Here is a 25,779-nt window from a genome sequence, read left to right on the forward strand (position 1 = left end):
GCTTTTATTAAATGTGACAGCGTGACGCATTGGCTATTACTGATGAAATACCGCCCCTAATGGTTAGTTTTTAAACTAAGACGCCATCACCCCCACGGGTTTAGTTAAAATTGGTGTAGTTGCATAGACTCTAACCACCTGACTACTCTAAAATTTCACTTCTGGTAGCTCTGTTACCGCGACTTGTTGCCCTTCATCCATAAAGACCGCTGATATTTGTGACGCTGTCACGGGTTGGTTGGGTTCAAGCTGAATCTTAGGCAATTGCGATACCACTACCGCCTACCCGTCGACTAATGTCACTTGCAGCAACTGGCTGATGCTCTCACTTTCTGATTGGGTGACAGTGTCACTAATTATTTGAGTAACAGACACTTTCTGCCGCAAACCAAGAATCCAACCAGGCTTCACCACCTGTCGTGGCGCTATCCCAAACCTCGCCTAAGGCCTCCCCGAGGCTATCAAGTAGATCCATTGCGCCCCCGGCAACGCGTTCACCTGTTCAATGGCTTCGATGATCACCGGCACGCAGTACACGAACGCGATTGACCGAGTCATCGAGGAAATGAATACGCTGAGGTTCAGTGCCGGACTGCGCTCGGAGAAATCAAACGGTGTGCGGCCTGTTGCCGAGGCAAAGCAAGTCAGCTCATAGGTGCGTGGCATCACCAAAGGAAATGATATAGCGCCCGTCTTGGGCGTAGTTCTTACGGTGGGCTTGCAGTTTAACCAGCGTTTCGCCTGTTACATTAATTTTTGCCGAACCATTCAACGACACTTCAACGGCATCAACGTTATTCGATGCCCAGACAACCGCGCCAGCTGCGATCACCCCAGTGATCACATAGCCCTTAGTTTTTGCACTCATGATGTTTGCTCTCTGTTGGTTAACAAAAGTTCCCCAACAGGAAAGCAAGTGATTTGGTTTTAAGGCAAGCACAAAAAAGCCCGCTAAGGCTATAGGTTAGCGAGCTTTTGTAAATGTGATTTATATTAAAGTTATTTTGGTTCTTTACCAGAGCCACCACAGTTTTGACACTCTATCGGCTCATATTCAATGGGTTCATTCTTACTTAAATTTTGTGCTTTTGCTTTATTAATGCCTGTTCCACCACATACATTACAAACTTCATCTTTAGTTTCCATACAATCACCTTGTGCTTTTTATTGTATTATTACACCTAAAGACAGTAACAAAAAAATTATGACCTAAAGGTGTTATAACTATATCTTGGTTGTTATGATTCTCCTGAAAGTTCTTCACTATAATATTTTTAAAACCAACAAAATCCCTTATTAGTTTTGTGTATTCTGTTGAACTAACGAAATTATTTCTAGGTTGTTGATAATTATAACGCCCAACAAGCTTGTTCAATTCTTGTATTGAATATTTTTTAGGCTTGAAGTCAAGGATACCTAGCCTTAACAAATTATGCTTCGATTGTGCAATGGCATCATGACTAACATCATTAAGCTGCATGTTTCCATTAATGCAAAACTCAACGAGTAGTCTGGCATCTATAGCTGTCATTTCATTTAATATCGATGAAAAGCTAGGGTGTACTTTTTCATATGTGTCTTCATCAATAGCAGATGCTAATAACTTACCAAAAAGAACTTGAATTTCTCGTTCATCAGCTACATATGCTACATTTTTTAAAACTGAGCAACCGACCCTAAAGCTTGGTTCAATACGTTTTGAAACAGGAATTTCCTCAATACTTTCATGAAGAGAGTCTCTAAATGATTTCAAGTGTATATTTAGGTAGTCTATGGGCAGGCCAACAATATTATCAAATAGAGTCAAAAGTGATCCAGTTGTGTTCGCGAGAGGCTTTACCGCTCTTGTTACTAATTGTACAGGCTCCCCTTTAATTGAAAACCCATCTTTCCCAACTGTAATTTCATCATTATCACTCATATGAAAATATATCCTTTTTACTTATTTGATAAACAACAAACTTACAACCACGAGCAATTAGTACTCAAATTCTTCTATTTCACGTTCAACACTATGTTTCATATTGTCGATTGAAGTTTCTATAATTGCAATGGAAGTATTAACTCTCTTTAAATGCATGTTTATATTTAAAACAGAGCTGTTCGTCATGTTTTCATGGCGTTTAACTTCATCAGAAATTGAAAATAAGTCATCCGCTAGCTTATCCAAAGACGTTAATTGCGTTGATATCATTGAATTATATTTTTTTAATTGTCTGCCATGATTCAAAATAACTTTTCTAATTCTATTTATTTCTTTGCTTAGTTTGTTATGCTTCTCTTTTACGTCCGATAGCTGTACTGTTAACTGAGATATTTTTGTATCTAACTTTTCAACCTTAGAGTTATTTTCTCTTGTGTGGTTATTGAGATCTTTCTCCATTTTTTCTTTATAGTTTTTAAGGTCTGACTCAACGCTTGAAATTCTTGTGCTTAAATTTTCTATTGTTGAATCTTTAATCTGAAGATTTATTTCATTTTTTTGTCTGAGTTTTTAATCATTAGATGACTAACTAAAGTGGCTGCAGCTAAAGTAAGCGTGTTCGTTGATAATAAATATGTAATAAATTCTGTTTGATCCAAAATATCGTCCTTGCTTTCCTGAAAATAATCATATATTAGCCATATTAACGTACACTTTGATGCTACATTAATTTTCAAACCATAAGGTACTGAATTTATTGATTTAAGTATGTGATCTCTGCGTCATATCTCTAAATGTTATCTATCTTATCTAAATCGTCCATTAAGTACTGATATACTGTTCTAAGGCTTTTTCACCACGAAATTATATTTTTCTCCCACTCCTTCCCATCCTGCAAAACATACTCTAGCTTCTTTAAATTGATAATTTCACTAGCCGGTATCCCAGTCTTTTGCTGCAAGTACCGTGCACTATCATCAGCTTTCTGCATCATCACGCAGGCGAACTGGCAGTTATCAATGATGGTTTTCGATACCTCCTGCCCACGCTGGAACATGTTTATAGAGTGAAGACCAAACTTGCGCCCTAGCCTCAAAATCTTGCCGTGATACCCCGTAGCTTTGCCTGCGGTGCTAGTATGTTCGGCCACTTCTTCGCAGATCACCTTTAGTGGTTTCTTGTGCTTGCCGTTCCCCATCCCCCACACCACCATGCAGAATTTATCGAAACCTTTCTCGATGCTTTTCGATATAACGCTTCGTGATTTGGGTAATACGCAATCTTGAAGCCTTGGTTGGTTTTTCGGCCTGCAATCAAGACAGCGGCAAAAGTTTCAATGTGGCGTAACTGCGAACCTTACGCCTGGCCAATATCCCTTCGTAATCCCCAAGCGGGTCAAAGATGGCGTTTTGTTGATAGGTTGTAGTTGCAAGCGGCCACGGCCATGATTCCACATAACCAATGCATGAGGCTGTCAGCAAAATTTTTCTGTCTTAATAACTAAACCAAAAACAAAACCACAATGCCAAATATAACAAATCGCGCTGATGCATTTACCCTGTGAATATAATAGAGATAAGATTATCAATCATGATGTCATATAAGAAAGATGCACCGTCTTAATGGAGATATATGTAAATATAAAGACATGGTAGCATCAATTTTTTACGACAATGATCGAGTTACTAATGAAAAAAATCACCATCTCAGATTTAAATAACTGGAAAGCCTTAGGTGAAAAATTTGCATCAATAACGGCTTATGATGCTAGCTTTGCCAAAATATTTGAAGAGCAAAACATGCCTGTAATAATTGTCGGTGACTCACTTGGTTCTGTAGTACAAGGTAAACCAACAACTTTAGATGTAAGTATTGAGGATTTGGTTTACCACACTAAATGCGTTAGAGCAGGAAGTCCAAATGCTTTCGTCATTTCAGACCTACCTTTCATGAGCTACCATACTCCTAATATAGCATGCGAATCAGCCGCTAAATTAATGAAAGCAGGTGCCAATATGGTAAAGATTGAAGGCGGTAGCTGGTTAATCAATACAGTTAAGATGCTGACTGAGCGCGCAGTACCAGTTTGTGCTCATTTAGGTTTAATGCCACAAGCTGTAAATATATATGGTGGATATAAAGTTCAAGGAAAAACAGAAGAACAAGCAACAAAAATGCTAGAAAATGCAAAAAAACTACAACACGCTGGTGCTCAGGCATTAGTACTTGAATGTATCCCCGCTAAGTTAGCACAACAAATTACATTAGAATTAAGTATTCCAGTAATAGGAATTGGTGCAGGCAGTGATACCGATGGTCAAGTTTTAGTTATGCATGATATTTTAGGCGTATCCGCTAATTATATCCCAAGATTTTCAAGGAATTTTTTAGCTGAAACAGGTTCGATTGAAGCCGCTGTGAAAAAGTATATAGATGAAGTAAAACAACAGACCTTCCCTGATGAAAAACATAGTTTTTAATGTAATAGGTTTTACAACTTAGAATTCGTATAACGGCTTTATATGTTGATTTTGCAACATATAATTAGCTGATATTCCAGTCTTCTGCTGCAAATACCACTCAATATCAACGGCCTTTTGCATCATCAAACAAGCGAACTGGCAGTTATCATTGATGTTTTTTAATACCTCCTGCCCACATTGGAACATGTTGATGGAATAAAGCCCAAACTTACGCCCTAACCTCAAAATCTTGCCATGATAACCAGTGGCTTGGCCTGCCGTGCTAGTATGTTCGGCGACGTCTTCGCAGAGCACTTTGAGTGATCTTTTGTGGTACGTGTTTACATGAATGGAGATATAACTTTAGAAGGTTGTATCTCCATTCATGAATTAATTGATATTTGGCCGCCTTTAACTCCAATAGTATATATAAATCCTCGAATTTCTACTCTTGTTGTCTGTAAACTGGACTTGGGCACTATAGGCAACGTCAGGTTCAAGTCCATTTAAAAATAATGCAGCATCATTAAATAAATCTTGATGACCTTTACCTATAGATAGTATTTTTAAGTGCGCATTTTTTTTATGAGATTCACTGAAGGAGTGTGCATCGGTTTTTTGATAGAAAATAGCCCCATGAGCAGTTCCGTCTGTTCTATCACCAAGAGTAATTTTTATTCCCTCCTTTTGATCATCTGATAATCCATCGATGGAATTTTGTAAGCCTTTAGCTACTTCGCTAGCACTATCTTTTGTTACTGTGTCAACTACCCAGCCCATAATAAACCTCACTTAATAGCAGTTTGATTAGTAAATAAGTTAATATGGATAGAATTTATATCCATATTAAGAATGGTAGCTAAATAGTTTTGACTTAAATATTACATAGCATTACATTTTGCGTGATATTAATGAACAAGCACCCTGAAGACGATAAAATTTTGTGTTCTATAGCTGCCCTGCTGGCTGGACATGCCAGATCACGTCGGGCCACCTTTTTGATGCGCTAGAACTCGATAAGTACGGGTCCGAAATGATCGACCCAGGTTCTGGCGCTGCACTTGCTGGTACCATAGCCAAAGCTTATGAACGTGAAAAAGCATGGTTTGGTTATTACTGGGCACCAACACCAGTATTGGGCAAGTTATGTATCCACCGTCTCCTGTCCATACGATGACGACAGAATCTTTCGCACAGAATGAACCACAAGCGTTAGAGTATCTCGCCAAACGCGGTTTTACCAATCAACAAATGAGCTAATTACTGGCTTGGATGGAAGATAACCAAGCCTGAACGCATGAGAAAACGTTCAGGCTTTTCTATTAAATGCGTTCAGTACATGGTGTTGCCGTTAAGGGTCTCTTCGGGGATTTCTTGCAAAGCATCCCAATGCTCGACGATTTTGCCATGCTCATCAAAACGGAAAAAATCCATCGTCACATACTCGATATTGTCTGGCCAAGTTTGATGAGTATGAAGCGCAACGAGATTACCCTCAGCGATAGCACGAACAAAGGTGATATCTTTATCCGGATACTCTTTTTGCATGCGCTCGAAGTATGCAATGAAAGGTTCCTTGCCGTTACCCACTAATGGGTTATGCTGGATATACATGCTACCAACATACTTCTCTACCGCTTGTCTTGGATTTCCCCGATAAGCCATTTCATAAAAAGCGATCGCGTTACGTTTGTTGTCTTGCAGCTCCATGTCTATCTCCTCAGCGGTTCACCGTATCAGTTGCATTTCATTTCAATGATATTAGCTTAGCGTTATCTTCAGGAGCTCTAGATGTGGTGCTGACTCCTTTCGAACACGGCTGCTTAGTAGGCAAAAGTTGAGTGTGTCATCAATGATACATCAGCGTTGTATAGATATTTATTTGTTATGGATCGAAATATAAAGTTATAGTGCATTAGGAGTAAAGGGATAAATAATATTATAAATCAATGTGATGCGAGTATTAACAAATTAATTAATATGAATATTCACCGCCAAATGTTTCAATTTTCAAAGTCGTCACTTAATCTCCGCACCGATTTAGGAGATTAATATAATGAAAAACGTTTTACCTCTTTTCGCTCTTGGCTGTGCCATTACAACATCTGCAATTGCTGGACCTGTTGAGCTTCAGCAGAACTATTCTTATGTCTCGGCGGGTTATCAGTATTCGCTATACAGTGAATATCTTCCTACCGACATCGACAGTAGCTATGACAATATGTCGGGTTACTATGCTCGCGCTAGCATCAACCCTGTCGGTCAAGTCTTTCTTGAAGGCCGTTACGATGACGTATCACGTGATCGTCTTGGTTTTAGCCACTCTTTGATTGGCCTGGGTTACTACACTCCCGTTGGTAAGAACAGCTCAGTTTATGCCCTTTTAGGTGCTGAAAAAATGTCGGCTGAATTCGACCTATCAAACCCTTTATTCTCAGATGTTTCGACAACCTACTCCGACACAGCATTTACAGCGGAGATTGGCGGTAAATTCAATCTGATGAAGCGCTGGACAGCTGAGCCTGCTATCCGAATCGCCACCTTTGATGAGCCTCTGTATGAGCTGCGCTTGGATAACCAAATCCACCTTACGGATGCATGGAGCCTAGAAGCCAATATTGCACATCGTGCTATGGACTTAGGCACCACACAATTTGGTGAGCTTCCAGTGCTAAAAGAAATGAACTTCCGCATTGGTGCGCGATACCAGTTTAACATCTTGTAATTCAACGATAATTAATATTAATTAACTAGCTATTTGGGTTTTCTGATTATTGTATGTGCTAACTTTCGAACGCCATACAATAACAAGGAGATCCAAATGTTAGGTAAAGTCATCCCCACTCTGCTTCTCTCGCTCGCTGTTGCTCCAGCCAGTGCCGAAGTCACCCTTATTAATCCTTTTCACGTGCCTGAATCACAGGAACAAGCGGTACTTGAACATTGGGAACAAGCCAGGGACCTCCTAGAAACACAGCCGGGCTATATTTCTACAACACTACACCGCTCGCTCCAGCCGAACAGTCAATTCCACTACATTAATGTCGCGAAATGGGAGTCGACTGACGACTTTAAAGCCGCCATTTCCGAAATGAACAAGTCTCTGCCGCCACTGAGTATTCCTGGCGTTGAGTTTTACCCTGCACTGTATGAAGTTATCAGAAACTAAAAGGAATTTAGTATGAAGCAGTTCAAATTGATCCCTCTTGCCCTTGGTTTAGCACTGTCTGCAACGCAAGCACACAGTGCAGCATTTGGTGTCAGCCTAGAGTGGAAAACCGATGATGCACTCACTGTGTTGGAAGGCATGAATGAGCAGCGCGGTGCTTTTTCTGAATTGGTACAACAAGGTATCATTCATGATTTGTTTGTTCGTCATTCAACCGTAGACGGCAAGCGATTCCCAATCATTAACTTTGTGATGGAAGCCGACTCTGCCGATCAAGTGCTAAAGCGACTTGAACCGCTACCTTTCTTTAAAGATAACGTAGTAAAAGTCAGTGATATCAGAAATATTGGCACTAAATGGCTGGATAAAGAAATGATCCAGAATTCCTACTCATTGGAACTGACTTGGCTAGAGCCTCAACAAAATCTATTAGCCGATCAAATTCTAGGGAAAGACCTACAAAAAGTCGTTAATTGGAATGCGCAAGGTGTCGTTACATCGGCCTACCTCAGTATTCAAGAGTTTGATGGCAACCTGAAACAACCAACCTACTCCATCGCGATCCAAGCCCGTGATGAAAACCATGTTCAGGAAATGGCCAAGGAGCTAGAAGCCGTTAAGACAGAAAGTGCGTCTTACAACATCATGTACCTTGGCTACAAACTGAATATTTAGTAGCCATATAGGCCGAACTGAGCCTACAGTTCGGCCACTCAACTACTGATACCCATTCAGATTCTAGATTTTCACCCTTAACAACATTGTTTTGAGCTATGCGTTCCCCTAAAATCCCCAGCTCAAAGTGGTGAATATGAGGAAAATTATGCGTGACATGACAACACCGGTTTTACTTGGGGATTTTAAAATAGACCCTGTAACACAAGTGCTGATCCGCACCACTGATAATGAAAGCGTGAAACTGTCCCGTTCAGAGTCCCTGATCATTTGCATGCTTGCAGAAAAACCTAACGTTGCTGTTAGCCGAGATGCATTACTGGAAGCCTGCTGGACTGGCAAGGTGGTCACCAATAGCTCTTTGACGGTCGCAATAAAACACATTCGGTCAGCATTTTGTGAGCTTGGCGCTGAAGATGTGATTGTTACCGAACCCAAAAAAGGCTACCTCATTCGTCTAAATGCCGCTGAAAACATTGCCTTGCAAGCAGAGGAAAAGCCACCAGCGGGATGTGAAGTAGACAATGAAGAGCAGATTCAAAACGCCAATAATCCAGTATTAACTGGCATTCAACAAGCGAAAGCTAATCTTCTTCCGATACTGGCTACACTGACCAAACGTTACCTTGTCACATCGGCAACCTTCATACTGACCGTTGTGACGCTTTGGCAGATGGCGCTTTTTGTCGAAGGCACACATATTGATAAACACCACATTCTTTATGATGGCCAGCCTATGCCACCAGCGGTAATAAGTGCCATCAAAGACTACCCAGAGCCAAAATCGAAGATGATTGCTTATCCGCTTGGGGGAATTTGCGATCGTTACCAGTTGATTGCTATCGATCAGCAAAATGGCTTTACCGATCTAACGTCTAACATTGAGCAAGGTGGTTGCCGTGGGTAAATTCATTACTAGAGCCATGTTCGGTATTGTACTAGGCTTGCTGTTTACGGTCAGCGTCGGTGTTGTCTCGGCCTTAAGCACGAATGGACGTTACCAATTTGAGTCCAATTACCCTGGCATTGGTCACGAGCGCCTCTCTACGGTGCTTATCCATGGCCGGATAAAAATGCAATTCTTAGGCTACAACGTGGCTAATAAGATCACTATTTCCAAACAGTTCTACGGGCTATTCTTGCGCTATGGGTCTCACTACCTTGTGATTGCCAAGGAACAGGACACGGCAGATAACAGGCAGTCACTCACAACCCGTAGTTTTTACATCATAGAGTCCGCAGATAAAGCCGCCTATATTTCAGATCAACGCGGATTATTCATCACAAGGGATAACCGCCCACTTCACTTAAAAAGCGTGTTACTTGGAAAACCGATTGCCAGCTAAACCAATGAGGCTGTACGTTTATGTGCAGCCTCTTTTCCTTTACACATAAAAGCCCTACTTTTTATATCCATTTAAAATGATTTAAATTCATACAAAGCTTAAAATTATAGTGCGTTAGGATACTGATAATATAGATAGCGATCACAACATGGTTCGCATTTACGCAAGTTGATCGTTTATTATCCCTATCATAATATATACCCACTACATGGGAATATAAGTGCTTTGTTGTTGTACTTAGCAAAAACACGATGAGTTTAAGGAAAAACCAGTATGAATAAGTTTCTCATCATTGAAGATAATAAGATGATGGCCAAGATTATGGCCGAACTGCTAAGAAAAAGCGTCCCTATTCAAAAACTGCTTTATGCGCCTACTGCGCAGCAAGCTTATAATGCCTTACTGAAAAGTACAGTTGACTGCGTGTTTCTCGATTTGAACCTGTGCAAGCCTTTAGATGGCATTGAAGTATTGCAATATATAAGAGCGCAATACCCTTCTCTGCCCGTTGTTATTGTAACCGGTGATAGCGAAATTGATACCGTGAAACGAGTCATTTCTCATAACCCTAACGACTATTTAGTCAAACCGCTTTCGATGCAAAAAATTCAACGCTGCCTTGAAAAGCTGGAGATACTCCAAGTAAGTGACGATTAGTTTAACCTATAGGTTACAGTGTAATGGGTAGCGCAATTTGTTGAATTGCAGCTTGCCCTATTTCTTAAACGAGAGTTTAGCGCCATCAAAAATAAGCTTACTCATTAACTCCCTCACTGCGTGCTGACCGGCTTCATCAAACTCGATGCCTAGCTGTTTATTCACCCCCATAGGCTGATGATTACAGACTTTTCCCGACAAAAGATAAATCACTTCCGTTCTAGGGTGCATCACCTCAATCGCCAGTTCACTATTGATCTCAATCGTTGGCCCATTGGCTTCGATATAGAAACTACACCCCGAAGGTGACAGGTCTTTTAGCATCACGTTGAGAGTACGGGAAGGAAGTACAATTTTACCTTCAATATTAACGTTATAACGAGGTTCTTTTCTCAGCTGAACAACCTCTATCTGAGGTGGGATATCAACTACTAGCAGCGGCACCGGATCGGTAATGATACAACTGATCTTAGTTCTGACATTGACCAAAGCCCCTTCGCCTTTTTCAGAAACTCCCTTAATGGTCATCCGGTAACCAAGCTGGAAAAATTGATCTCTTTCGATCTTGGTCACTTTTGGCAGTTCAATAAAGAGTTTATCTTTTCCATTCGTACCAATAAACACGGAGCTAACTTGATAAAGCCTTCCTACCGGTGTTTTGACACTAAGTGTAATCTCACTTCCGTGAGAGATTTCCATTAACCCTGGTAGCGATGGTTTTGATAGCTCCCTCGTACGATTCTCCATCGCACGTCGTTTAATCTGACTCAGTTGCTGGTTCACCATTATTCCTTACTACCACAATTTTGCTTTATTGGTGAATTCTAATCGCTGTCGAACCGTGTCTACAATAGTCTCCACCAGCAAATTATCGTTAATTGGCATTAGCGCAAGATCTACCCGGATGCCTATCATTTGCTTTACGGAAGAAAGTGATAGCAAAATGCATTTTCAATGGAGATAGAGCGTCGGACGAAAGACATCAAAAACATTGACAGATATATTAACTAACCCATAATGCTATCTTTTACGCATTATTCAGAACATGGCTATTACAATAAGAGATATCGACCAGCACTATTATATGATCGAAGAGCTAAAGTCGCTTACTGAGAGCAACGTCACAACCAAAGCCTTAATTAAAGGCGGTTATATGGCCGTTGAGCTTGGCAAACAGTTAGAACAAGAAAAGGAAAATAGAATAAAAGCCGAACAGGCATTAAGCGACCTTCAGCAAAAGATCCAGCATTATCTAGCCAGTCATCAGGCTTTGATTGATATCGCTAACTCCCACCCTAAAAATACTCAGAAGAAATAGAACATCTCATAGCCGAGTAATTAACAGCCGTAGACTTGATACTCTACGGCTGTTTTGCAAGGTATCAATTTACTTTTGCGCCGCCAGAGCCGCCTGCCACATTGGAATCGCTTTAAATGCTGTCACCATGTCATAGTCAAGCGCAACAGGTTTAATGCCTTTACTATCATTAGGCCCCATTGGGGTTAAACCATTATTGCTTTGAAACCATCTCATCCATTCTTTACTACCTGGCATAGTTAGTACCAGCGAGTTGGTACTACTATCACTGGATAATGGCGCTTGTTTGGTTTGTGGAGGATATGTTGTTGTCGGAAGCAAAAACGACGTCATAGGATATTGAGCTGAGCTGTGGCAACCTAAGCAACCCGCAGATGCAAGCCCTTGGTGATAGTATTTATCAGCTGTCCAGGCCGGAGTCACGACAGCACCATCATTCGGTCCTGATAGCCGCCCATCCCAAGCTAATGTCGAACGTGAATATTCGGGGGCTTTTAAGTTAATCCAATTCTGCTTTAATGATGTATTAACCGTAACTGGAGGGATCAGCGCCTCATCTTTGACATTAACAATGTCAGTATCGCCTCCCCATGTTGCCCCGAGAGGGATCATTTTATCCCAGACATCTTTTCCTGGGGCGCTTTGATCATAAACAAGCGTCGAGAAAACCCATCCCGTTTCTGGTGCTGCTTTCGTATCTTTAACGATGATATCAAACTGCATCAAATACACATTCGTTAAAACAGGGTTCGTATTGCTCCCTTCTCCTTCAGTAGCGTCACATTTAGATTGAGTCGATTTTGCAGTGCCATTACTAGTGTTTATTGGCGCATATATTTGCCATATGGCTGTTCCTGTCATTGGGCTCCAATCCGTACCACAAGCCGTTACGAATGCAAACTTAACGATTACGCTACCTTCACTGTATTGCGTCGTCTGATCAGAGATCGTGGGCTTGAGTGCCGAATCCAACGTCCTACCCCATATATCTCCTAGTGTCTTGGCTGCTCGATTATCATATAGCGTATAAACATAGGTGGTTATATCCACACTTTGATCAGTCAACGTGCCAGCCGGAAAGCCCGAGCCGACATATATCCCATGAATGGGCTCTCGTTCCGTTCCCAACCAAATCGACTGAAACCAATTATCAAGGTTAGGTTTATCCGGGTTATTTATAAGTGCACGCATATCCTTGGAAACATATTCTTTTAACGCGAGAACATAATCCATTGCATTGTTCGTAGTGATTTTTCCTGAGTGAGTGACCTCCGTCCAAGGGTATGGTTTAGCGGGTTGCTCAAGTTGAGCGGGATAGTCGTGGTTAAGTTCAAAAAACTCACCAGAATACTGTTGTGGCCGAGGTATTGAGGAGTTTAAGAATGGATGGGCATTTATTTTTGATTCGTAATTATTGATCGCACCTAAAGTGACAAAAGATGCTTTACCTTCAACCTCTTGAAGGTCTGTTACGGCTTTAGTTACTAATGGCGTAACCAGTATCATTGCTGTGCTTATTTTTATCAACGGATGTATCATCTTGCTATCTCCAAGCTGAAAATCAGGTGATTTATGCCAACTTGGACTGGCACAACAACATAAAACTATAACAATGCAAGTTAGCTTTTAAAAAATAGACAAGCAGATAGAATCACTCACACATTGTTCAAAAATAAAGCGGATCGCTGAGAGCAATATCACAATCCCGACATTAATAAGCTAGGTTGATTCCTTCATCCAAGAGTCAGGTACCCTTACAGCCGTTAGCTCAGCCTCTACGGCTGTTTTACCATTCGCCAATAACTCACACCTTAATTCAGCTTTACGCTCATCAGCAGCCATTACACGCGCTTTTAATACTATCTCCGCGTTGATAGAAACCGGACGCAGGTATTGTAGCGACAAACCGCCTGTCGCAAACCATATAGCTTCACCTTCACCAATTGCTCGGCCTGAACGCCTGTGTGCGTCTGCCATTGCAGTACAAATACAATGACAATCAATCACAGTGGCAATAATGCCGCCATTGAGAAAGTGCATGGGAGCCGCACAATGATAAGCCTCAGGGGTAAACTGGCACACAGCGGTATCATCAGTCTCCCAATAGCTTTGAATGTTTAATCCTTGGGCGTTCTCTGCCCCACACCCAAAGCAATGATTCCCTTTGATTTGAGCCTGAAATGACAACCCGGTCTCTGCAGCCTTATCCATAATTTCATCACCTGTATATGCGTATTATTAATACTAACAAGTATATACAGCTTGATTAGCCCAACAGGACTGAGGTAATAACTATTTCACCACCAGCTCGGTAAAGCCGGTCGTGGCATCAAGCTCGCGGGTAAAAGACAAATTCGCATATTCGGCAAGGCAAACCTCTGCGGTAAATGACACGATAGAACCCTCTTGCAGGTGTCCGCCGTAGACACGGCCTGACTTATCTGCCACCGAGATATGCAAGTGGACATGCTCTGGCGTTAAGGTACCACTCAGGGTGAGGATTTCTAGCGGCCCTGCCAATTCGAGGCTCTCTGATTCATTTGCAAGCCGGATAGAAGCGTGAGAAAGACAACCGACGCAACTTAGCAGAGAACCCGCTTTAATATTTTCTTGTTGCACATACGCCAAAATAGACGACTTTAGATCGGTGCCGAGAGTTAAACGAAACGCATGTGGTGTCAGCATATAGGTAAGCTCTGTTATTTTTAGTTTGAGAGGCACAATGATACAGAAAAGCAGTTGTCAAAAATGCCGGGATACAAAAAAGCTCCCCGAAGTGGAGAGCATATTGACGGCGAATCTAAAAGAGCCTTTAAGCGCGTCTTCCCCGCTTCTTCGAGCCACCGTTATGCGGAAAAACATTGTGGATACGCTGCTTCACCTTGGCCGGCACCGACTTTGAAAAAACCAGTTTGGTCGCAAAGCGGTTCTTATAGACTTTGATTTTGCCAGAAAACGGCTGCTTATGGGCGATATCTTTGCAGCCGACCAAAAAGCCATTTGGGATCTGGCCTTTCTGCTTGGTGAGTTTTCCCTCTTCAAAGGTCAACACCATGATTGGCCGATCTTTGAACACCAGAATAAATACAACAATGGCAAGGACAATCACAAATCCTATAAATTCCATGTTTGACTCCTTTCTAAGTTCCTTTTCATGCCTAGATCTACAAAATGGTATCTTAAAGGGTTTTGAGTAGATCTTCGCTTTAGCTAGATTCTAGTTCTTTTCTTTACTAAGCCTATTCAAAATCAAGCAGTTCATGAAGGTCATGTTTGAGATCCAGGACCTGTTTACTCGCCACCTCTGTTTTGTTGGATTCACTCAACAAATACTCTATGGTGTCAGACAAGGTACAATCCAGCTCTTTGGATTTCTCCGCCAGTCTTTCCCAAACACGGTAATCGAGATCAATGGATTTTTTGCGGGTATGAACTTGCTCGGCGTTGAAATGACGCTTACGCTTGGCGCGGATAGCTTGTTTAAGCTTCTTATCAAGCTCCGGTGACATATGGCTACCAATCCACTTCAACACCTTGGTTGGCTCATGTTCGATAGATAAGAGGTCATCAACCGCTGCTTTCGCTTCACTGGTATCAATGTACCCGGTGATCGCTTCACCTTCTTTCCATTTTTTTACTAGATAATTCCATTTCCAACCGGCTTCAAGGTTTTCAAGCTGCTGATATTTCATAGTCGTCAGGGTTTCTCGATAAGTCTAAACTTAAGTAGTGACAGTGTAACTGTTAGACCGATAAAGCTCAATTCCATTTTGAACTTTAAGCATTTGTTTTTAAGTCGATCTCAACGAAACTGCAAATGAAGTCAATAACATTACACACTAAGCTATTATGCGGCCATTGATTCATTTATACTGCTGACCTTTTCACATTACGAAATAAAGCACACGCCCATGCATGAACAAAACTGGCGCTCGATGACTCCAGACTACTCTCAGTACCAAGCCATCCTTGAACAGTATGATGACCTTCTTCCCGCAAAAACTGGAACCTTGCAAGATCGTCTATCAGATGCTGTGCGCCGGTTTACTGCTGTCGAACTTCAGCCTCGGGTGTTGCGTATTACCGCACCAGACAACAAGGTTTACCGCGATTATGTCATTGAGCTGATTTCACAACAAGCTGAAGCTAAAAATGAATCTCCGGTTATTGTTGCTGGCGAAAACGTGACAGAACAAACCCTTTTTGGCGCGGTGTACCCACCGATTGAAGAAAACAACATCAGCAAACAGCAGGTAAAACATGGGCTTGTTCACCAGGCCAACAATGGCTACTTGGTGCTGTCTGTCACCGCTATCCTTGCCAATCCAAGCTTGTGGCCTCGTCTCAAGAGTATTCTGATGAACGGGACACTGGAGTGGCAAGCGGCCTCAAACAAGTCCCTATATCCGCTGCCACCAGCCGAGCAGCTCAATATCAAGTTGGTGCTGATTGGCGACCGTTACCTAATGGCCGAACTGGAAAATGCCGAGCCGGATATCTCTTCAGGCTTTACCATGTATGGTGAGTTCGAACAGGACTTGATCATAAACAAAGATAACCTCTCGCTTTATCTCGCTTACCTCAAAGCCATCATCAAAAAAGCCAAACTGCCAGAGCTTGCAGATAGCCAAGCAATAGAGATGGTGCTAAAGACCGGTGCCCGTTACGCCGAAGACCAAACCCGTGTGCCGCTTTGCCCTATTTGGCACCAGAGCCTACTGTGTGAAGCCGCCCTTGAATCACAAGGGCAGAGAATGACCGCTCAGCACCTGAAAGATTCAATTCAAGCGCGTGAATATCGCGAGTCATACCTTCCGGAGCGTGCTATTGAAGATATCCACCACGGTCAGGTCCTGATCAATTGCCAAGGTGAGGAAGTCGGACAGGTCAATGGGCTTACTGTGGTTGAAGTACCGGGCCACCCTCGCGCCTATGGCGAGCCTGCCCGTATTTCATGTGTGGTGCACTTTGGTGATGGAGATATCTCGGATGTTGAGCGCAAGGCAGAGCTCGGCGGTAATATCCATGCCAAGGGTATGATGATCATGCAGGCATTTATCAGTACCGCATTGGATTTAGACCAACCTTTACCCTTCTCTGCCTCTATTGTATTCGAACAGTCGTATTCCGAAGTGGATGGCGACAGTGCCTCTTTGGCTGAGCTATGCTCGTTAGTTTCAGCGCTATCCATGCAGCCTATTAATCAACAAATCGCCGTAACCGGTGCCGTTGACCAGTTTGGTCGTGTACAGGCTGTAGGTGGCATTAACGAGAAGATCGAAGGTTTCTATCAGGTTTGTGCATTCCGCGGCCTAACGGGTAACCAAGGTGTCATATTACCGAAAACAAACATGACTAATCTATGTCTCAATGACGAGATACTAGATGCCATTAAAAACGGGAAATTCCACTTGTGGAGCGCAGAAAGTGTCGATGATGCCCTACCATTACTTACCGGCCAAGCTTTCCGCAGCGATGATCAGGATGCAGAGACTTTGCTAGCAAAGATTGCGGAGCGCATTGATATCTTCCATAACGGTGAAATGGTGAAGCACATCGGTTTGTTAGAGCGCATCCGTAACTGGTTGGTCCAGAACTGATCCGAGTTGTTTGGCGTACATGTGTAAGCTAAATTGCCTCCATACTTTTTAAGGAGTTTTAAAGTCTGATGAAACGCCAGCAATCTTATAATTACGACGAACTTGTTGCATGTGGTAAAGGCGAACTTTACGGTCCAGCTTTCCCTTCCTTGCCATCTGACAACATGCTGATGATTGACCGTATTGTAAACATCTCCGATGAAGGTGGTGACCACGGTAAAGGTTTCATCCATGCAGAATTAGATATCCGCCCTGACCTGTGGTTCTTTGACTGCCACTTCAAAGGTGACCCTGTAATGCCAGGTTGCCTTGGCCTAGATGCTATGTGGCAGCTAGTTGGCTTCTTCCTTGGTTGGGCTGGCGGCGAAGGTAAAGGCCGTGCTCTGGGTGTAGGCGAAGTGAAGTTTACTGGTCAGATCCTGCCAGAAGCGAAAAAAGTAACCTATGAAATCCAGCTTAAACGCGTTATCAACCGCAAGCTCATCATGGGTGTTGCCGATGGCCGTGTATTGGTAGATGGTAAAGAAATCTACGTTGCTAAAGATCTGAAAGTTGGCCTATTCAAAGATACGTCAAACTTCTAAGCAACAATAACAAGCTATCAAAAGGTCGCCAATGGCGGCCTTTTTTGTATCTGGCGAAAGTGGCTAGTGGCTAGTGGCTAGTGGCTAGTGGCTAGTGGCTAGTGGCTAGTGGCACTATGCGATACTGAAAGTATGCAATCAAAGTTACATTGTCACCGAAATCATGGACGTAATAATAGGAACGCTTTGGACAGTTTCTTAGGTTCAGCCTTAGAGCTAATCTAGCCTTTCACTGCCTTCCATAGACCCTATAGCCTCTAGCTAAGCGCCTCTTGCCGCCTATATAGAAAGAGCCCCTGTTCCTAATAGGGGCTCAATAAGGGAGATATGAAGGGAGGTTTATTATTTAAACAGGCCAGATTGCAGATCTTCTCGTGCTTCTCGCCAGCCACCTAGCCAGTTAGTACGGGCATCTGTCGCTTGGTACGGACAGTCTTCACTGGAACGACCATTTATGCCAGCTTTATAGCCTTGAGATTGTGCGCGTTCCAGACGATCCCGCTTTTGTCTCTTCATAAGTTCGATCCTCATCCTTATCATTTACATTCATTACTATTGCATAATGATGGAGATGTTGTGTCTCCACTATTAAGAATTAGCGAAACAGAAGCAGAGATCAACTATGAAAACAAAACAGGCTCACAAATTGTGAGCCTGAGTGTAATTTAACCAATTTTGACAAAAAATTACTTTCTTCGACGGAACCCTAGGAAGCCAAGGAAAGCCATTGCCAGCATACCAAGCGATGCACCACTACGTTCAATATTGGCTTCAGCGGCAGGACGTTCCTGTACCGTCGGCTCATCTGCAGCAGTAATTGGTATCAACTTAACAGCAACCGTACGCTCAACACCTGGCTCACCACCTTGACAGAATGATTCTGTCGTCAGGTCGTCATATCCGCCTTCACATTTGTAAGCAGTCGCTGAAATAACACCGGCATCATTCACACCAGTAGCGTCAAAGATACGATATTTGTTTGCATTTCCGTTCGTGTCGCCATCGTTGGTCAGATCATCAAGGAAATACACATCACCTTTCTTCAATGCTGCCGAACCTTCAATGTCACCCATTGCGTATGTGAAACCACGCTGGCGACGGAAACGACCATTAACCTGGTTAACCGACTCGCTGTCCAATCGTCCAACAATCTGATTACTGTTGTTGATTGCCGCCGGATAACCATTGGCACCGCTGAAGAACAAGGATGACACTGAAGAATCCAAGAACTTAGGTGCACTAGGCTTAGCCTCATTGTCATAGACAAACATACGCTCTACGTAAGAACGGTTATCCGCATTCCAGTTCTTTGTATAACCGATGACTTGGTTATTGGTGTTCACGCCTGTTGCTAGCGTATACGTCAGCACACGATCGCCACCACTTTCTAGCTGAATGCCAGGAATAATGGTTTGCGTAAAGTTCTCTGCCTCTGCGCTACTGCCCTCTGGCAACTCCCAAATCGCCGCTTGCATTGCGTAGTAGTCATTGTCGTAGTTACGGGTAGTGAAACCAACGACAACCGGCTGACCATTAACAAGATCAACGGCTCGTGCACCCGCTTGGAATGAACGGTCATTGTTATCAGGATCGAAAGTGGCTAGATCATTCTTTGTTAGCAACTGAGCATCTACACTGTTGCCCTGTGAACTTGCATCAAGCGTCCAGAATACACTGTCGTTGGCAAACACAGACAGTTGACACTCTTTAGTACCGTAGAAACTATCTAGACCCTCATCAAACCTCGTTGGACAATTACTGAAATTTGACTCATTGAAAGTTGGATCATCTCGCTCACTGCGATTGTTAGGCACTTTATTATCGCTATCCCTAAAATCGCTTCGAGCATAAGACGCACTGCCGACAACCAGTAACTTGCCGTCATATTCAACCGCATCCCACGCTACAGATTGACCAGCAATCTGCGTTAGTTGATCTCCCGCAACCGGATCAAGGCCAAACTTGTTACCACCAAGATTAACGAAGCCGCGTTTATTGAACTGACGAGCAAACCTTGAGTTGTCAGTGAAGTAAGCACCGCTTGTTACACCCAAAGTATATTCGCCAGCCGCAGCAGTTCCCTGCGCATTGATCACACTGTTGGTGGTTTTATGATTGCCTGAATCAACGATTGATCCCAACGCAGCAACTGCATCAGGGTCATACTTAGCTTGATCATCAGCAAAGGTGTCAACTTCTGTGAAAGAACCAGAGCCACTGACTGCCGTCGCATTGGAGAAGAAGTTTTTGCTCCATGCTTCCTGCTCACGAACTAGGCCACCAAAACCACTGCGATCTGAGATATCGTTGGTGTTGTAACCTTTTCCATAGAACTGCGTACGCGCCCATTCACGGCACGTATTTGGCCCTAGGTTTCTATCACAGTAGCTGTACAGGCGGTCTTCATCGTTAATACGTTGAAGGTTATCCAGAATAAACGGCACTTCATCACGGTAGTTGATGCCATCGGCACCAAAGCGACTTTCACCAAATACGGAGTAATCAGCCTCGTTACAGTTACCCGAGAAGCAGTTATCACTTGCTGCAGAGGCGGTAATACCCTGCCCGTAGAATTCGACTTTCTGATTAATTTGCGACTCTAAGTTACTATAATAACTTTGAGTCGTTACATTTGAGCTATCCGTAACTTCAACCACACGGTAGACCGCGGCATTGGCACCTGTCGCACCGGCAACTAATACGGCCAGTGCTGACAATTTTAATGTCTTATGTTGCATTAAGCTTCCTTCTGCATTGCCTCAAGCTCTTCCCAGCGTTCAAATGCCAACTCAAATTCAGCTTCTGCTTCCGCCAAGCGGTTCAGCGTACCTTCAGTGTCATTTTTCACGTCCTGGAAGAAAGCAGGATCGTTAATCAATTCCTGCAACTGCGCAATTTCATTTTCCAGTTCTTCAATTTTTAGCGGCAGGTCTTCCAGTTCCTTCTGCAGTTTGTAAGAGAGCTTCTTACCTGCTTTAGGACGTTCAGCCTGACGCTGCTTGTTCTCGTCTTTTTTCTTTTCTGCCTCTATATCGGCAGCGTGTGCTTTCGCTTTTTGGCTCAGCGAATTTGCACGTTGTTCCTGGGCATCGTGGTAGCCACCAACGTATTCATCGATGACACCGTTGCCTTCGAAAATCCAGCTTGTCATCACAGTATTATCAACAAACTGACGATCGTGACTGACTAACAGCAAAGTACCCTGATAGTTGGCAAGAATATCTTCCAAAAGTTCCAATGTTTCGATATCTAAATCATTGGTTGGTTCATCAAGCACCAATAAATTATTAGGCTTAAGGAAAAGTTTCGCCAACAACAGACGGTTTTTCTCGCCACCCGATAGCGCTTTCACCGGTGTACGGGCACGACGTGGGTGGAACAAGAAGTCTTGAAGATAGCCAAGAGCATGGCGGGTACGGCCGTTCACCGTCACTTCCTGCTTGCCGTCAGCCAGGTTGTCCATGACGGTCTTTTCCGGATCCAAGATTTCACGATACTGGTCGAAGTACGCCACTTCGAGTTTGGTTCCGCAATGGAAGTGACCCTGTGACTTAAGATCACCCAGCATGATTTTCAACAGCGTACTCTTACCACAGCCATTAGGGCCAATAAGGGCAATACGGTCGCCTCGCATAACATTGAAGCTGAAATCATTGATAATTGGCTTATCGCCGTAGCTGTAACTAATATGCTCAGCTTCAAACACAATTTTACCTGAGCGCTGCGCATCTTGAAGCTGCATGTCGGCCTTGCCAACGACTTCACGGCGCTCGCTGCGTTCACGGCGCAATTGTTTCAGCGCTCTTACACGCCCTTCGTTACGAGTACGACGCGCTTTAATCCCCTGACGGATCCATACTTCTTCTTGCGCCAGCTTTTTATCGAACTCAGCATTCTGTTCAGCTTCTACCCGCAACATCTCTTCTTTATCTTCGAGATACTGGTCGTAATCACCTGGGAAAGACGCTAGCTGACCGCGGTCAAGATCGACGATTCGGGTTGCCATAGAACGAATAAACGCACGGTCGTGCGAGATAAAGATGATCGACCCTCTGAATTCTTTTAGGAAGCCTTCAAGCCATTCAATAGTCGAAACATCCAAGTGGTTGGTAGGCTCATCAAGCAGCAAGATATCAGGGTCACAAACCAGTGCACGCGCTAATGCGGCCTTTCGCTGCCAGCCACCGGATAAATCTTTGAGCAATGTTTGTGGCTCTAACTGAAGATGCTCCAACACCGATGAGATCTTGTTATCGAATTGCCACGCATCAGCATGATCAATCTTTTCTTGCGCACGGGCTAATTTGCCGAAATTAGACTCAGATGGATCATGAGTGATCAAATCCAACAGACGGTGGTACTCTTTCAATACCTGCCCTATTTCTGCTAGACCTTCTGAAACATAATCAAAGACGGTCCCTTCTGCATTACGAGGAGGATCCTGCTCTAACCGAGAAACAACCAGCTCGGACTCACGCTGAATACTACCGTCATCGAGTAATACATCACCAGCAATCACTTTCATCAAAGTGGATTTACCAGCGCCGTTACGGCCCACCAGACAAACACGCTCTTTTGGCTGTAGAAGAAATTCTGCTTTATCAAGCAGCGCATGATCACCGTACGCCAATTGGGCGTTACTAATATTAATTAATGCCATTGTTGTTTAACCATAGTGCCAACTCATTAGCGTCAAAGGGCCAACCGAGTTCTGGGCTTTTAGAGTCTGAATCAGGATTAAGAATAGAGAGCACAGGAATTGTGACGCCGTAACGAGAAAAAAGCACGTCATCAAAAGCGATATCCACCACTTGAACGTGCTCTTTTACACCGGCTTGTACGAGCAGGCTATAAGCCTGCTCGCAAAGGTGACACCCTTCTGTGCTATAAAGCGTGATTAGCACTTAACCTTCCTTGTGGGTAATGATCCAGCAGTTATGAATCTGTTTGTTGCGACTAAAATCCATTGGCAACGTTTTATCAGAAATGTTCTTCGCTTGTAAGCCAAGTTCTTCAAGTTTCTCGACGTCCATCTTGAACTGACGCTTATTATTCGAGAAAACAATCTGACCATTCGGTCTTAGCATACGTTTTAGGTTCTCAAGCAACATGATGTGGTCACGCTGAACATCAAAGCTCTGCTTCATACGCTTCGAGTTTGAGAACGTTGGTGGGTCAATGAAAATAAGATCAAAGTCACCGTCGGCTTCTTGTAGCCATTGCAGACAATCCGCTTGAACAAACTGGTGCTGAGGGCCAACCTGACCATTCAGTTCCATGTTTTCCTGTGCCCAACGCAAATAAGTGTTAGACATGTCGACGGTCACCGTTGACTTCGCACCACCACAAGCAGCATGACATGTTGCCGAACCTGTATAAGCAAACAAGTTAAGGAAATCTTTACCTGCGGCCATTTTACCTAGCTGCTTACGCGTCACCTTGTGATCAAGGAACAAACCGGTATCCAGGTAGTCGTACAGGTTAACCTTAAGATCAACACCGTATTCATTCACAATCAGGTGGCGCTCAGCACTAGAAAGCTTCTGATACTGGCTCTTACCCTTCTGGCGCTCACGCACTTTTAGGATAACCTTGTTATTCTCAACACCCGTTACCTGAATCGTGGCGCGCATGATATCCATCAAACGGCGACGTGCTGTCTCTTCCGGAACCGTCTTAGGCGCCGCATATTCCTGGATAATTAGAAAATCTTTGTACTTATCAATCGCTGCATTGTAGTTCGGCAGGTCAGCATCATACAGACGGTAGCACTCAAGCCCTTCTTTCTTCGCCCACTTACTTAGCTTGGTAATATTCTTCTTCAAGCGATTGGCAAAATCTGGTGCGATTTCTTTCTCTTCGACACGACCTTCAGCTTCGCCTTCAACATGCTTAACGCCGCCTGCTGTGATCAGGTACGTTTTCAGTACACAATCAAGCGCACCGTTGCGCAGCTTGAACTGCTTATCCGCACGCATACGCAAGCAGCTTAGCAATTCATTAGAAGATGAATACATAGAAGCCGTAGAGCCAGCAAAAGCAAGCTTCAAGCGGTTACCCAGTTCACTGTACAGGGAGACAAGTTCAGGGGTTGTCCCCATACGCTCACCATACGGAGGGTTACACAGGATCACACCTTCAGAAAAACCTTCAGGGCATGTCAACTGAGTCGCATCACCGTATTCAAAGTCAATCAGATCTTTAACACCGGCACGACCTGCATTATCACGGGCAATAGATAGAACACGGCGATCCATTTCACGACCAAAGAACTTGGTTGTGACATTGGCAGGACCACGGCGGGCTTTTACCTTCGCTTCTGCGTGAATTTCGAGCCAGCCTTCACGGTCAAAATCTTTAATCGCCTCAAAGCCCCAACGTTGGCGTTTGATACCAGGGGCAATATTTGCCGCAATCAGCGCGGCTTCAATAAGCAAGGTACCCGAACCACACATTGGGTCTAGCAGAGGTTTCTCTGGGGTCCAACCTGACTTCATCACCAATGCCGCAGCATGGGTCTCACGCAATGGCGCTTTACCTGCTTCGCTACGGTAGCCACGCTGGTGTAGGCCACTCCCCGCCATATCAAGGCCCAATACCCCTTTTTCACCTGACAGACGCATGTGAATACGGAGTTCTGGACGTTCACGGTCGATGCTTGGACGACGTAAATCGGCCTTAGTAAAGCGGTCAACAATGGCGTCTTTCACTTTCATTGCGCCGTATTGGCTGTTGCGGATTTCACGGTTGGTACCATTGAAGTCAACAATGATACGGGTGTCACTACCAAAGTAGTTCGGCCAATTGATCGCAGCCGCACCTAAATACAAATCCATGTCATCACGAACGTTAAATTCGCTCAGTACCAAAATGATGCGCGATGCAACACGCGTCCAAAGACAGCATCGGTAAGCCGTTGCTTGTTCGGCCTTAAAACGGACGCCAGCATGGACAACCTGAACGCTATCAGCGCCAAGTTGCGTAAGTTCTTCTGCAAGGAGGTTCTCAAGACCTCGTGAAGTGATAGCTAAATATTGATTCATGGATTTCTTTTCACACTTATGTTGCGGTGAATTATAACTGAAAACCCACTAAATACCTTGTCATAAAAGGTGCTAACTCGATTATTTAGCTAAAAAAACAGCAATCAAATGCCTCTATATGCTGCATTACTCTCCACATCTAGATTCTGATGCCACCGACTGGATGCGATTCGCAAAGAACAAAGCCCAAACCAAGCGTTTCCCACGATAAACAATAAGGGGAGAAGCATTGTCCACAGATGTAAACAAACGATCAAAAAAGACAACGCACCACACCCAACTTTATTGTGCACACTCAGAAACCATTAATTTAATCAGACACATATCAACAACTTACAGCCTTCGATAGATATAAAAAAGCAAAAACAAGTAGGTGCCAACTAACCCCGAAGCCTCTAGCTTATGTATATCACGCTAATGAATACACCTGTATTTCCCATTAGGAAATAATAACCAAAAGGAAAGAATTCAAGAAATACACCACATACTGTTGGCGGGTAATTTAATTACATAAAGGCGGAAAATGAGGAAAGACAGTGCAAATCACTGTCTTTTAAGGTGCAAAATTATGGTGATTTATTGCTCATACGCCGTTAAATGGGGCAGAAAAAAAATGATAAAAAGATAAATTTTTTAGACTTGCGTCACTAATAATGGCGCTTTATTAAGCAGCTAAAATAAGAAAAGCCCCCTTCTGAGTTCGTGATGTTCTTCACATTCCTTGATACGATACCCTTTTAGATAATCGTTTTATCGGTCAAACAACGGACAAAAAAGCCCGCCTCCGGCCTCTATGTAGCGAAATAGCGGTAAATCGACACTCGTACTAAGCGTTTGCTAGCCGCTTACTGCAGCGACGAGGCCGCCCGCAGCAACATAGATTTGCTTCAATCCGTTGAAGTTCGCTTTAATCGGTTGGTGAAATGAGGTACATGAAATAACAGCGGAGAATTGAGAGCAGAGGAATTAGGACGTGACAAAGCAGGTATCTTTGAGGGGGA

At 43.5% G+C, this 25,779-nt stretch carries 29 protein-coding genes and 1 pseudogene; 11 read left to right on the forward strand and 19 right to left on the reverse strand.

All coding sequences use genetic code 11. From position 1 onward, the window contains the following. Positions 1 to 352 precede the first annotated feature (352 nt). The 6 genes from L4D79_RS15295 to L4D79_RS15320 form a co-directional block, all read right to left on the reverse strand. On the reverse strand, positions 353 to 475 hold the full coding sequence (locus tag L4D79_RS15295) for a hypothetical protein (RefSeq protein WP_428652413.1): 123 nt from the start codon (positions 473 to 475) through the stop codon (positions 353 to 355). Positions 476 to 649: 174 nt separating this feature from the next. Then, complete coding sequence (locus tag L4D79_RS15300; protein ID WP_428652414.1) at positions 650 to 868, reverse strand: major capsid protein P2; 219 nt, start codon at positions 866 to 868, stop codon at positions 650 to 652. Between the two features lie 131 nt (positions 869 to 999). Continuing rightward, positions 1,000 to 1,146, reverse strand: a complete 147-nt coding sequence (locus tag L4D79_RS15305) for a hypothetical protein (protein WP_428652415.1) — start codon at positions 1,144 to 1,146, stop codon at positions 1,000 to 1,002. A gap of 4 nt (positions 1,147 to 1,150) precedes the next feature. After that, positions 1,151 to 1,921: an Abi-alpha family protein gene (locus L4D79_RS15310; RefSeq protein WP_428652416.1), complete on the reverse strand. Its 771-nt coding sequence runs from the start codon at positions 1,919 to 1,921 to the stop codon at positions 1,151 to 1,153. Between the two features lie 57 nt (positions 1,922 to 1,978). Further along, the gene (locus L4D79_RS15315) at positions 1,979 to 2,383 is read right to left on the reverse strand and encodes a coiled-coil domain-containing protein (protein WP_428652417.1); all 405 of its coding nucleotides are present in this window, start codon (positions 2,381 to 2,383) and stop codon (positions 1,979 to 1,981) included. A gap of 394 nt (positions 2,384 to 2,777) precedes the next feature. Then, entirely contained in the window at positions 2,778 to 3,122 is a 345-nt protein-coding gene (locus tag L4D79_RS15320; protein ID WP_428652418.1) for a hypothetical protein, read from the reverse strand. A gap of 490 nt (positions 3,123 to 3,612) precedes the next feature. On the opposite strand from L4D79_RS15320, the gene panB reads away from it, so the two are divergent. Continuing rightward, positions 3,613 to 4,404: a 3-methyl-2-oxobutanoate hydroxymethyltransferase gene (gene panB / locus L4D79_RS15325; RefSeq protein ID WP_428652419.1), complete on the forward strand. Its 792-nt coding sequence runs from the start codon at positions 3,613 to 3,615 to the stop codon at positions 4,402 to 4,404. A gap of 393 nt (positions 4,405 to 4,797) precedes the next feature. Here panB and L4D79_RS15330 read toward each other — a convergent pair whose 3' ends face one another. Next, positions 4,798 to 5,166 carry a hypothetical protein gene (locus L4D79_RS15330; RefSeq protein ID WP_428652420.1) on the reverse strand — a complete coding sequence of 123 codons (369 nt, stop codon included), beginning with the start codon at positions 5,164 to 5,166 and terminating at the stop codon, positions 4,798 to 4,800. Positions 5,167 to 5,303: 137 nt separating this feature from the next. On the opposite strand from L4D79_RS15330, the pseudogene L4D79_RS15335 reads away from it, so the two are divergent. After that, a pseudogene (locus L4D79_RS15335) lies at positions 5,304 to 5,643 on the forward strand (glycine betaine ABC transporter substrate-binding protein); the annotation flags it as partial. 75 nt (positions 5,644 to 5,718) lie between these two features. On the opposite strand, the gene L4D79_RS15340 reads toward L4D79_RS15335, so the two are convergent. Then, on the reverse strand, positions 5,719 to 6,096 hold the full coding sequence (locus tag L4D79_RS15340) for a nuclear transport factor 2 family protein (RefSeq protein ID WP_428652421.1): 378 nt from the start codon (positions 6,094 to 6,096) through the stop codon (positions 5,719 to 5,721). Positions 6,097 to 6,442: 346 nt separating this feature from the next. On the opposite strand from L4D79_RS15340, the gene L4D79_RS15345 reads away from it, so the two are divergent. The 6 genes from L4D79_RS15345 (at position 6,443) to L4D79_RS15370 (ending at position 10,233) form a co-directional block, all read left to right on the forward strand. Then, entirely contained in the window at positions 6,443 to 7,111 is a 669-nt protein-coding gene (locus L4D79_RS15345) for an outer membrane beta-barrel protein (protein ID WP_428652422.1), read from the forward strand. Between the two features lie 96 nt (positions 7,112 to 7,207). Further along, positions 7,208 to 7,555 carry an antibiotic biosynthesis monooxygenase family protein gene (locus L4D79_RS15350; protein ID WP_428652423.1) on the forward strand — a complete coding sequence of 116 codons (348 nt, stop codon included), beginning with the start codon at positions 7,208 to 7,210 and terminating at the stop codon, positions 7,553 to 7,555. Between the two features lie 12 nt (positions 7,556 to 7,567). Next, a complete protein-coding gene (locus L4D79_RS15355) occupies positions 7,568 to 8,230 on the forward strand; it encodes a hypothetical protein (protein ID WP_428652424.1) in 663 nt (220 codons plus the stop codon). A gap of 136 nt (positions 8,231 to 8,366) precedes the next feature. Continuing rightward, on the forward strand, positions 8,367 to 9,137 hold the full coding sequence (locus L4D79_RS15360) for a winged helix-turn-helix domain-containing protein (RefSeq protein WP_428652425.1): 771 nt from the start codon (positions 8,367 to 8,369) through the stop codon (positions 9,135 to 9,137). Next, positions 9,130 to 9,576: a hypothetical protein gene (locus L4D79_RS15365; protein ID WP_428652426.1), complete on the forward strand. Its 447-nt coding sequence runs from the start codon at positions 9,130 to 9,132 to the stop codon at positions 9,574 to 9,576. Before L4D79_RS15360 ends, L4D79_RS15365 begins: the two co-directional genes overlap by 8 nt. Before the next feature lie 273 nt (positions 9,577 to 9,849). Continuing rightward, positions 9,850 to 10,233, forward strand: coding sequence for a response regulator (locus L4D79_RS15370; protein ID WP_428652427.1), 384 nt, complete (start codon positions 9,850 to 9,852; stop codon positions 10,231 to 10,233). A 57-nt stretch (positions 10,234 to 10,290) separates the two neighbouring features. On the opposite strand, the gene L4D79_RS15375 is transcribed toward L4D79_RS15370, so the two are convergent. Beyond that, positions 10,291 to 11,016 carry a PilZ domain-containing protein gene (locus tag L4D79_RS15375; protein WP_428652428.1) on the reverse strand — a complete coding sequence of 242 codons (726 nt, stop codon included), beginning with the start codon at positions 11,014 to 11,016 and terminating at the stop codon, positions 10,291 to 10,293. A 301-nt stretch (positions 11,017 to 11,317) separates the two neighbouring features. Here L4D79_RS15375 and L4D79_RS15380 point away from each other — a divergent pair, with 301 nt between their 5' ends. Next, a complete protein-coding gene (locus tag L4D79_RS15380; protein WP_428652429.1) occupies positions 11,318 to 11,551 on the forward strand; it encodes a hypothetical protein in 234 nt (77 codons plus the stop codon). Positions 11,552 to 11,620: 69 nt separating this feature from the next. On the opposite strand, the gene L4D79_RS15385 is transcribed toward L4D79_RS15380, so the two are convergent. The 5 genes from L4D79_RS15385 to matP form a co-directional block, all read right to left on the reverse strand. Next, positions 11,621 to 13,090 (reverse strand): hypothetical protein, encoded by a 1,470-nt coding sequence (locus tag L4D79_RS15385; protein WP_428652430.1) that lies wholly within the window; start codon positions 13,088 to 13,090, stop codon positions 11,621 to 11,623. 180 nt (positions 13,091 to 13,270) lie between these two features. Then, positions 13,271 to 13,762 (reverse strand): PaaI family thioesterase, encoded by a 492-nt coding sequence (locus L4D79_RS15390; RefSeq protein WP_428652431.1) that lies wholly within the window; start codon positions 13,760 to 13,762, stop codon positions 13,271 to 13,273. An 81-nt stretch (positions 13,763 to 13,843) separates the two neighbouring features. Then, on the reverse strand, positions 13,844 to 14,236 hold the full coding sequence (locus L4D79_RS15395; protein ID WP_428652432.1) for a PPC domain-containing DNA-binding protein: 393 nt from the start codon (positions 14,234 to 14,236) through the stop codon (positions 13,844 to 13,846). A gap of 127 nt (positions 14,237 to 14,363) precedes the next feature. Continuing rightward, positions 14,364 to 14,669, reverse strand: coding sequence for a DUF3634 family protein (locus tag L4D79_RS15400; protein WP_428652613.1), 306 nt, complete (start codon positions 14,667 to 14,669; stop codon positions 14,364 to 14,366). A gap of 121 nt (positions 14,670 to 14,790) precedes the next feature. Continuing rightward, positions 14,791 to 15,243, reverse strand: a complete 453-nt coding sequence (gene matP / locus L4D79_RS15405; RefSeq protein WP_428652433.1) for a macrodomain Ter protein MatP — start codon at positions 15,241 to 15,243, stop codon at positions 14,791 to 14,793. A gap of 219 nt (positions 15,244 to 15,462) precedes the next feature. Between matP and L4D79_RS15410 the strand changes: the two genes are divergently transcribed. Both L4D79_RS15410 and fabA read left to right on the forward strand, forming a co-directional pair. Further along, a complete protein-coding gene (locus tag L4D79_RS15410; protein ID WP_428652434.1) occupies positions 15,463 to 17,151 on the forward strand; it encodes an AAA family ATPase in 1,689 nt (562 codons plus the stop codon). A 68-nt stretch (positions 17,152 to 17,219) separates the two neighbouring features. After that, entirely contained in the window at positions 17,220 to 17,735 is a 516-nt protein-coding gene (gene fabA, locus L4D79_RS15415; RefSeq protein ID WP_428652435.1) for a 3-hydroxyacyl-[acyl-carrier-protein] dehydratase FabA, read from the forward strand. Between the two features lie 342 nt (positions 17,736 to 18,077). Here the strand turns inward: fabA and rmf are convergent, their stop codons facing one another. From rmf to rlmKL, 5 genes are all read right to left on the reverse strand, one after another. Continuing rightward, positions 18,078 to 18,251, reverse strand: a complete 174-nt coding sequence (gene rmf, locus L4D79_RS15420) for a ribosome modulation factor (RefSeq protein ID WP_428652436.1) — start codon at positions 18,249 to 18,251, stop codon at positions 18,078 to 18,080. 170 nt (positions 18,252 to 18,421) lie between these two features. Next, positions 18,422 to 20,473 carry a DUF3466 family protein gene (locus tag L4D79_RS15425; protein WP_428652437.1) on the reverse strand — a complete coding sequence of 684 codons (2,052 nt, stop codon included), beginning with the start codon at positions 20,471 to 20,473 and terminating at the stop codon, positions 18,422 to 18,424. Next, the gene (uup, locus tag L4D79_RS15430) at positions 20,473 to 22,395 is read right to left on the reverse strand and encodes an ATP-binding cassette ATPase Uup (RefSeq protein ID WP_428652438.1); all 1,923 of its coding nucleotides are present in this window, start codon (positions 22,393 to 22,395) and stop codon (positions 20,473 to 20,475) included. The genes L4D79_RS15425 and uup overlap by 1 nt, the downstream gene beginning before the upstream one ends. Beyond that, on the reverse strand, positions 22,382 to 22,639 hold the full coding sequence (locus tag L4D79_RS15435) for a glutaredoxin family protein (RefSeq protein ID WP_428652439.1): 258 nt from the start codon (positions 22,637 to 22,639) through the stop codon (positions 22,382 to 22,384). Before L4D79_RS15435 ends, uup begins: the two co-directional genes overlap by 14 nt. Further along, entirely contained in the window at positions 22,640 to 24,778 is a 2,139-nt protein-coding gene (rlmKL, locus tag L4D79_RS15440; RefSeq protein ID WP_428652440.1) for a bifunctional 23S rRNA (guanine(2069)-N(7))-methyltransferase RlmK/23S rRNA (guanine(2445)-N(2))-methyltransferase RlmL, read from the reverse strand. Positions 24,779 to 25,779 lie beyond the last annotated feature (1,001 nt).

The organism is Photobacterium satsumensis (assembly GCF_050336935.1).
Taxonomy (GTDB): Bacteria; Pseudomonadota; Gammaproteobacteria; order Enterobacterales; family Vibrionaceae; genus Photobacterium; species Photobacterium satsumensis.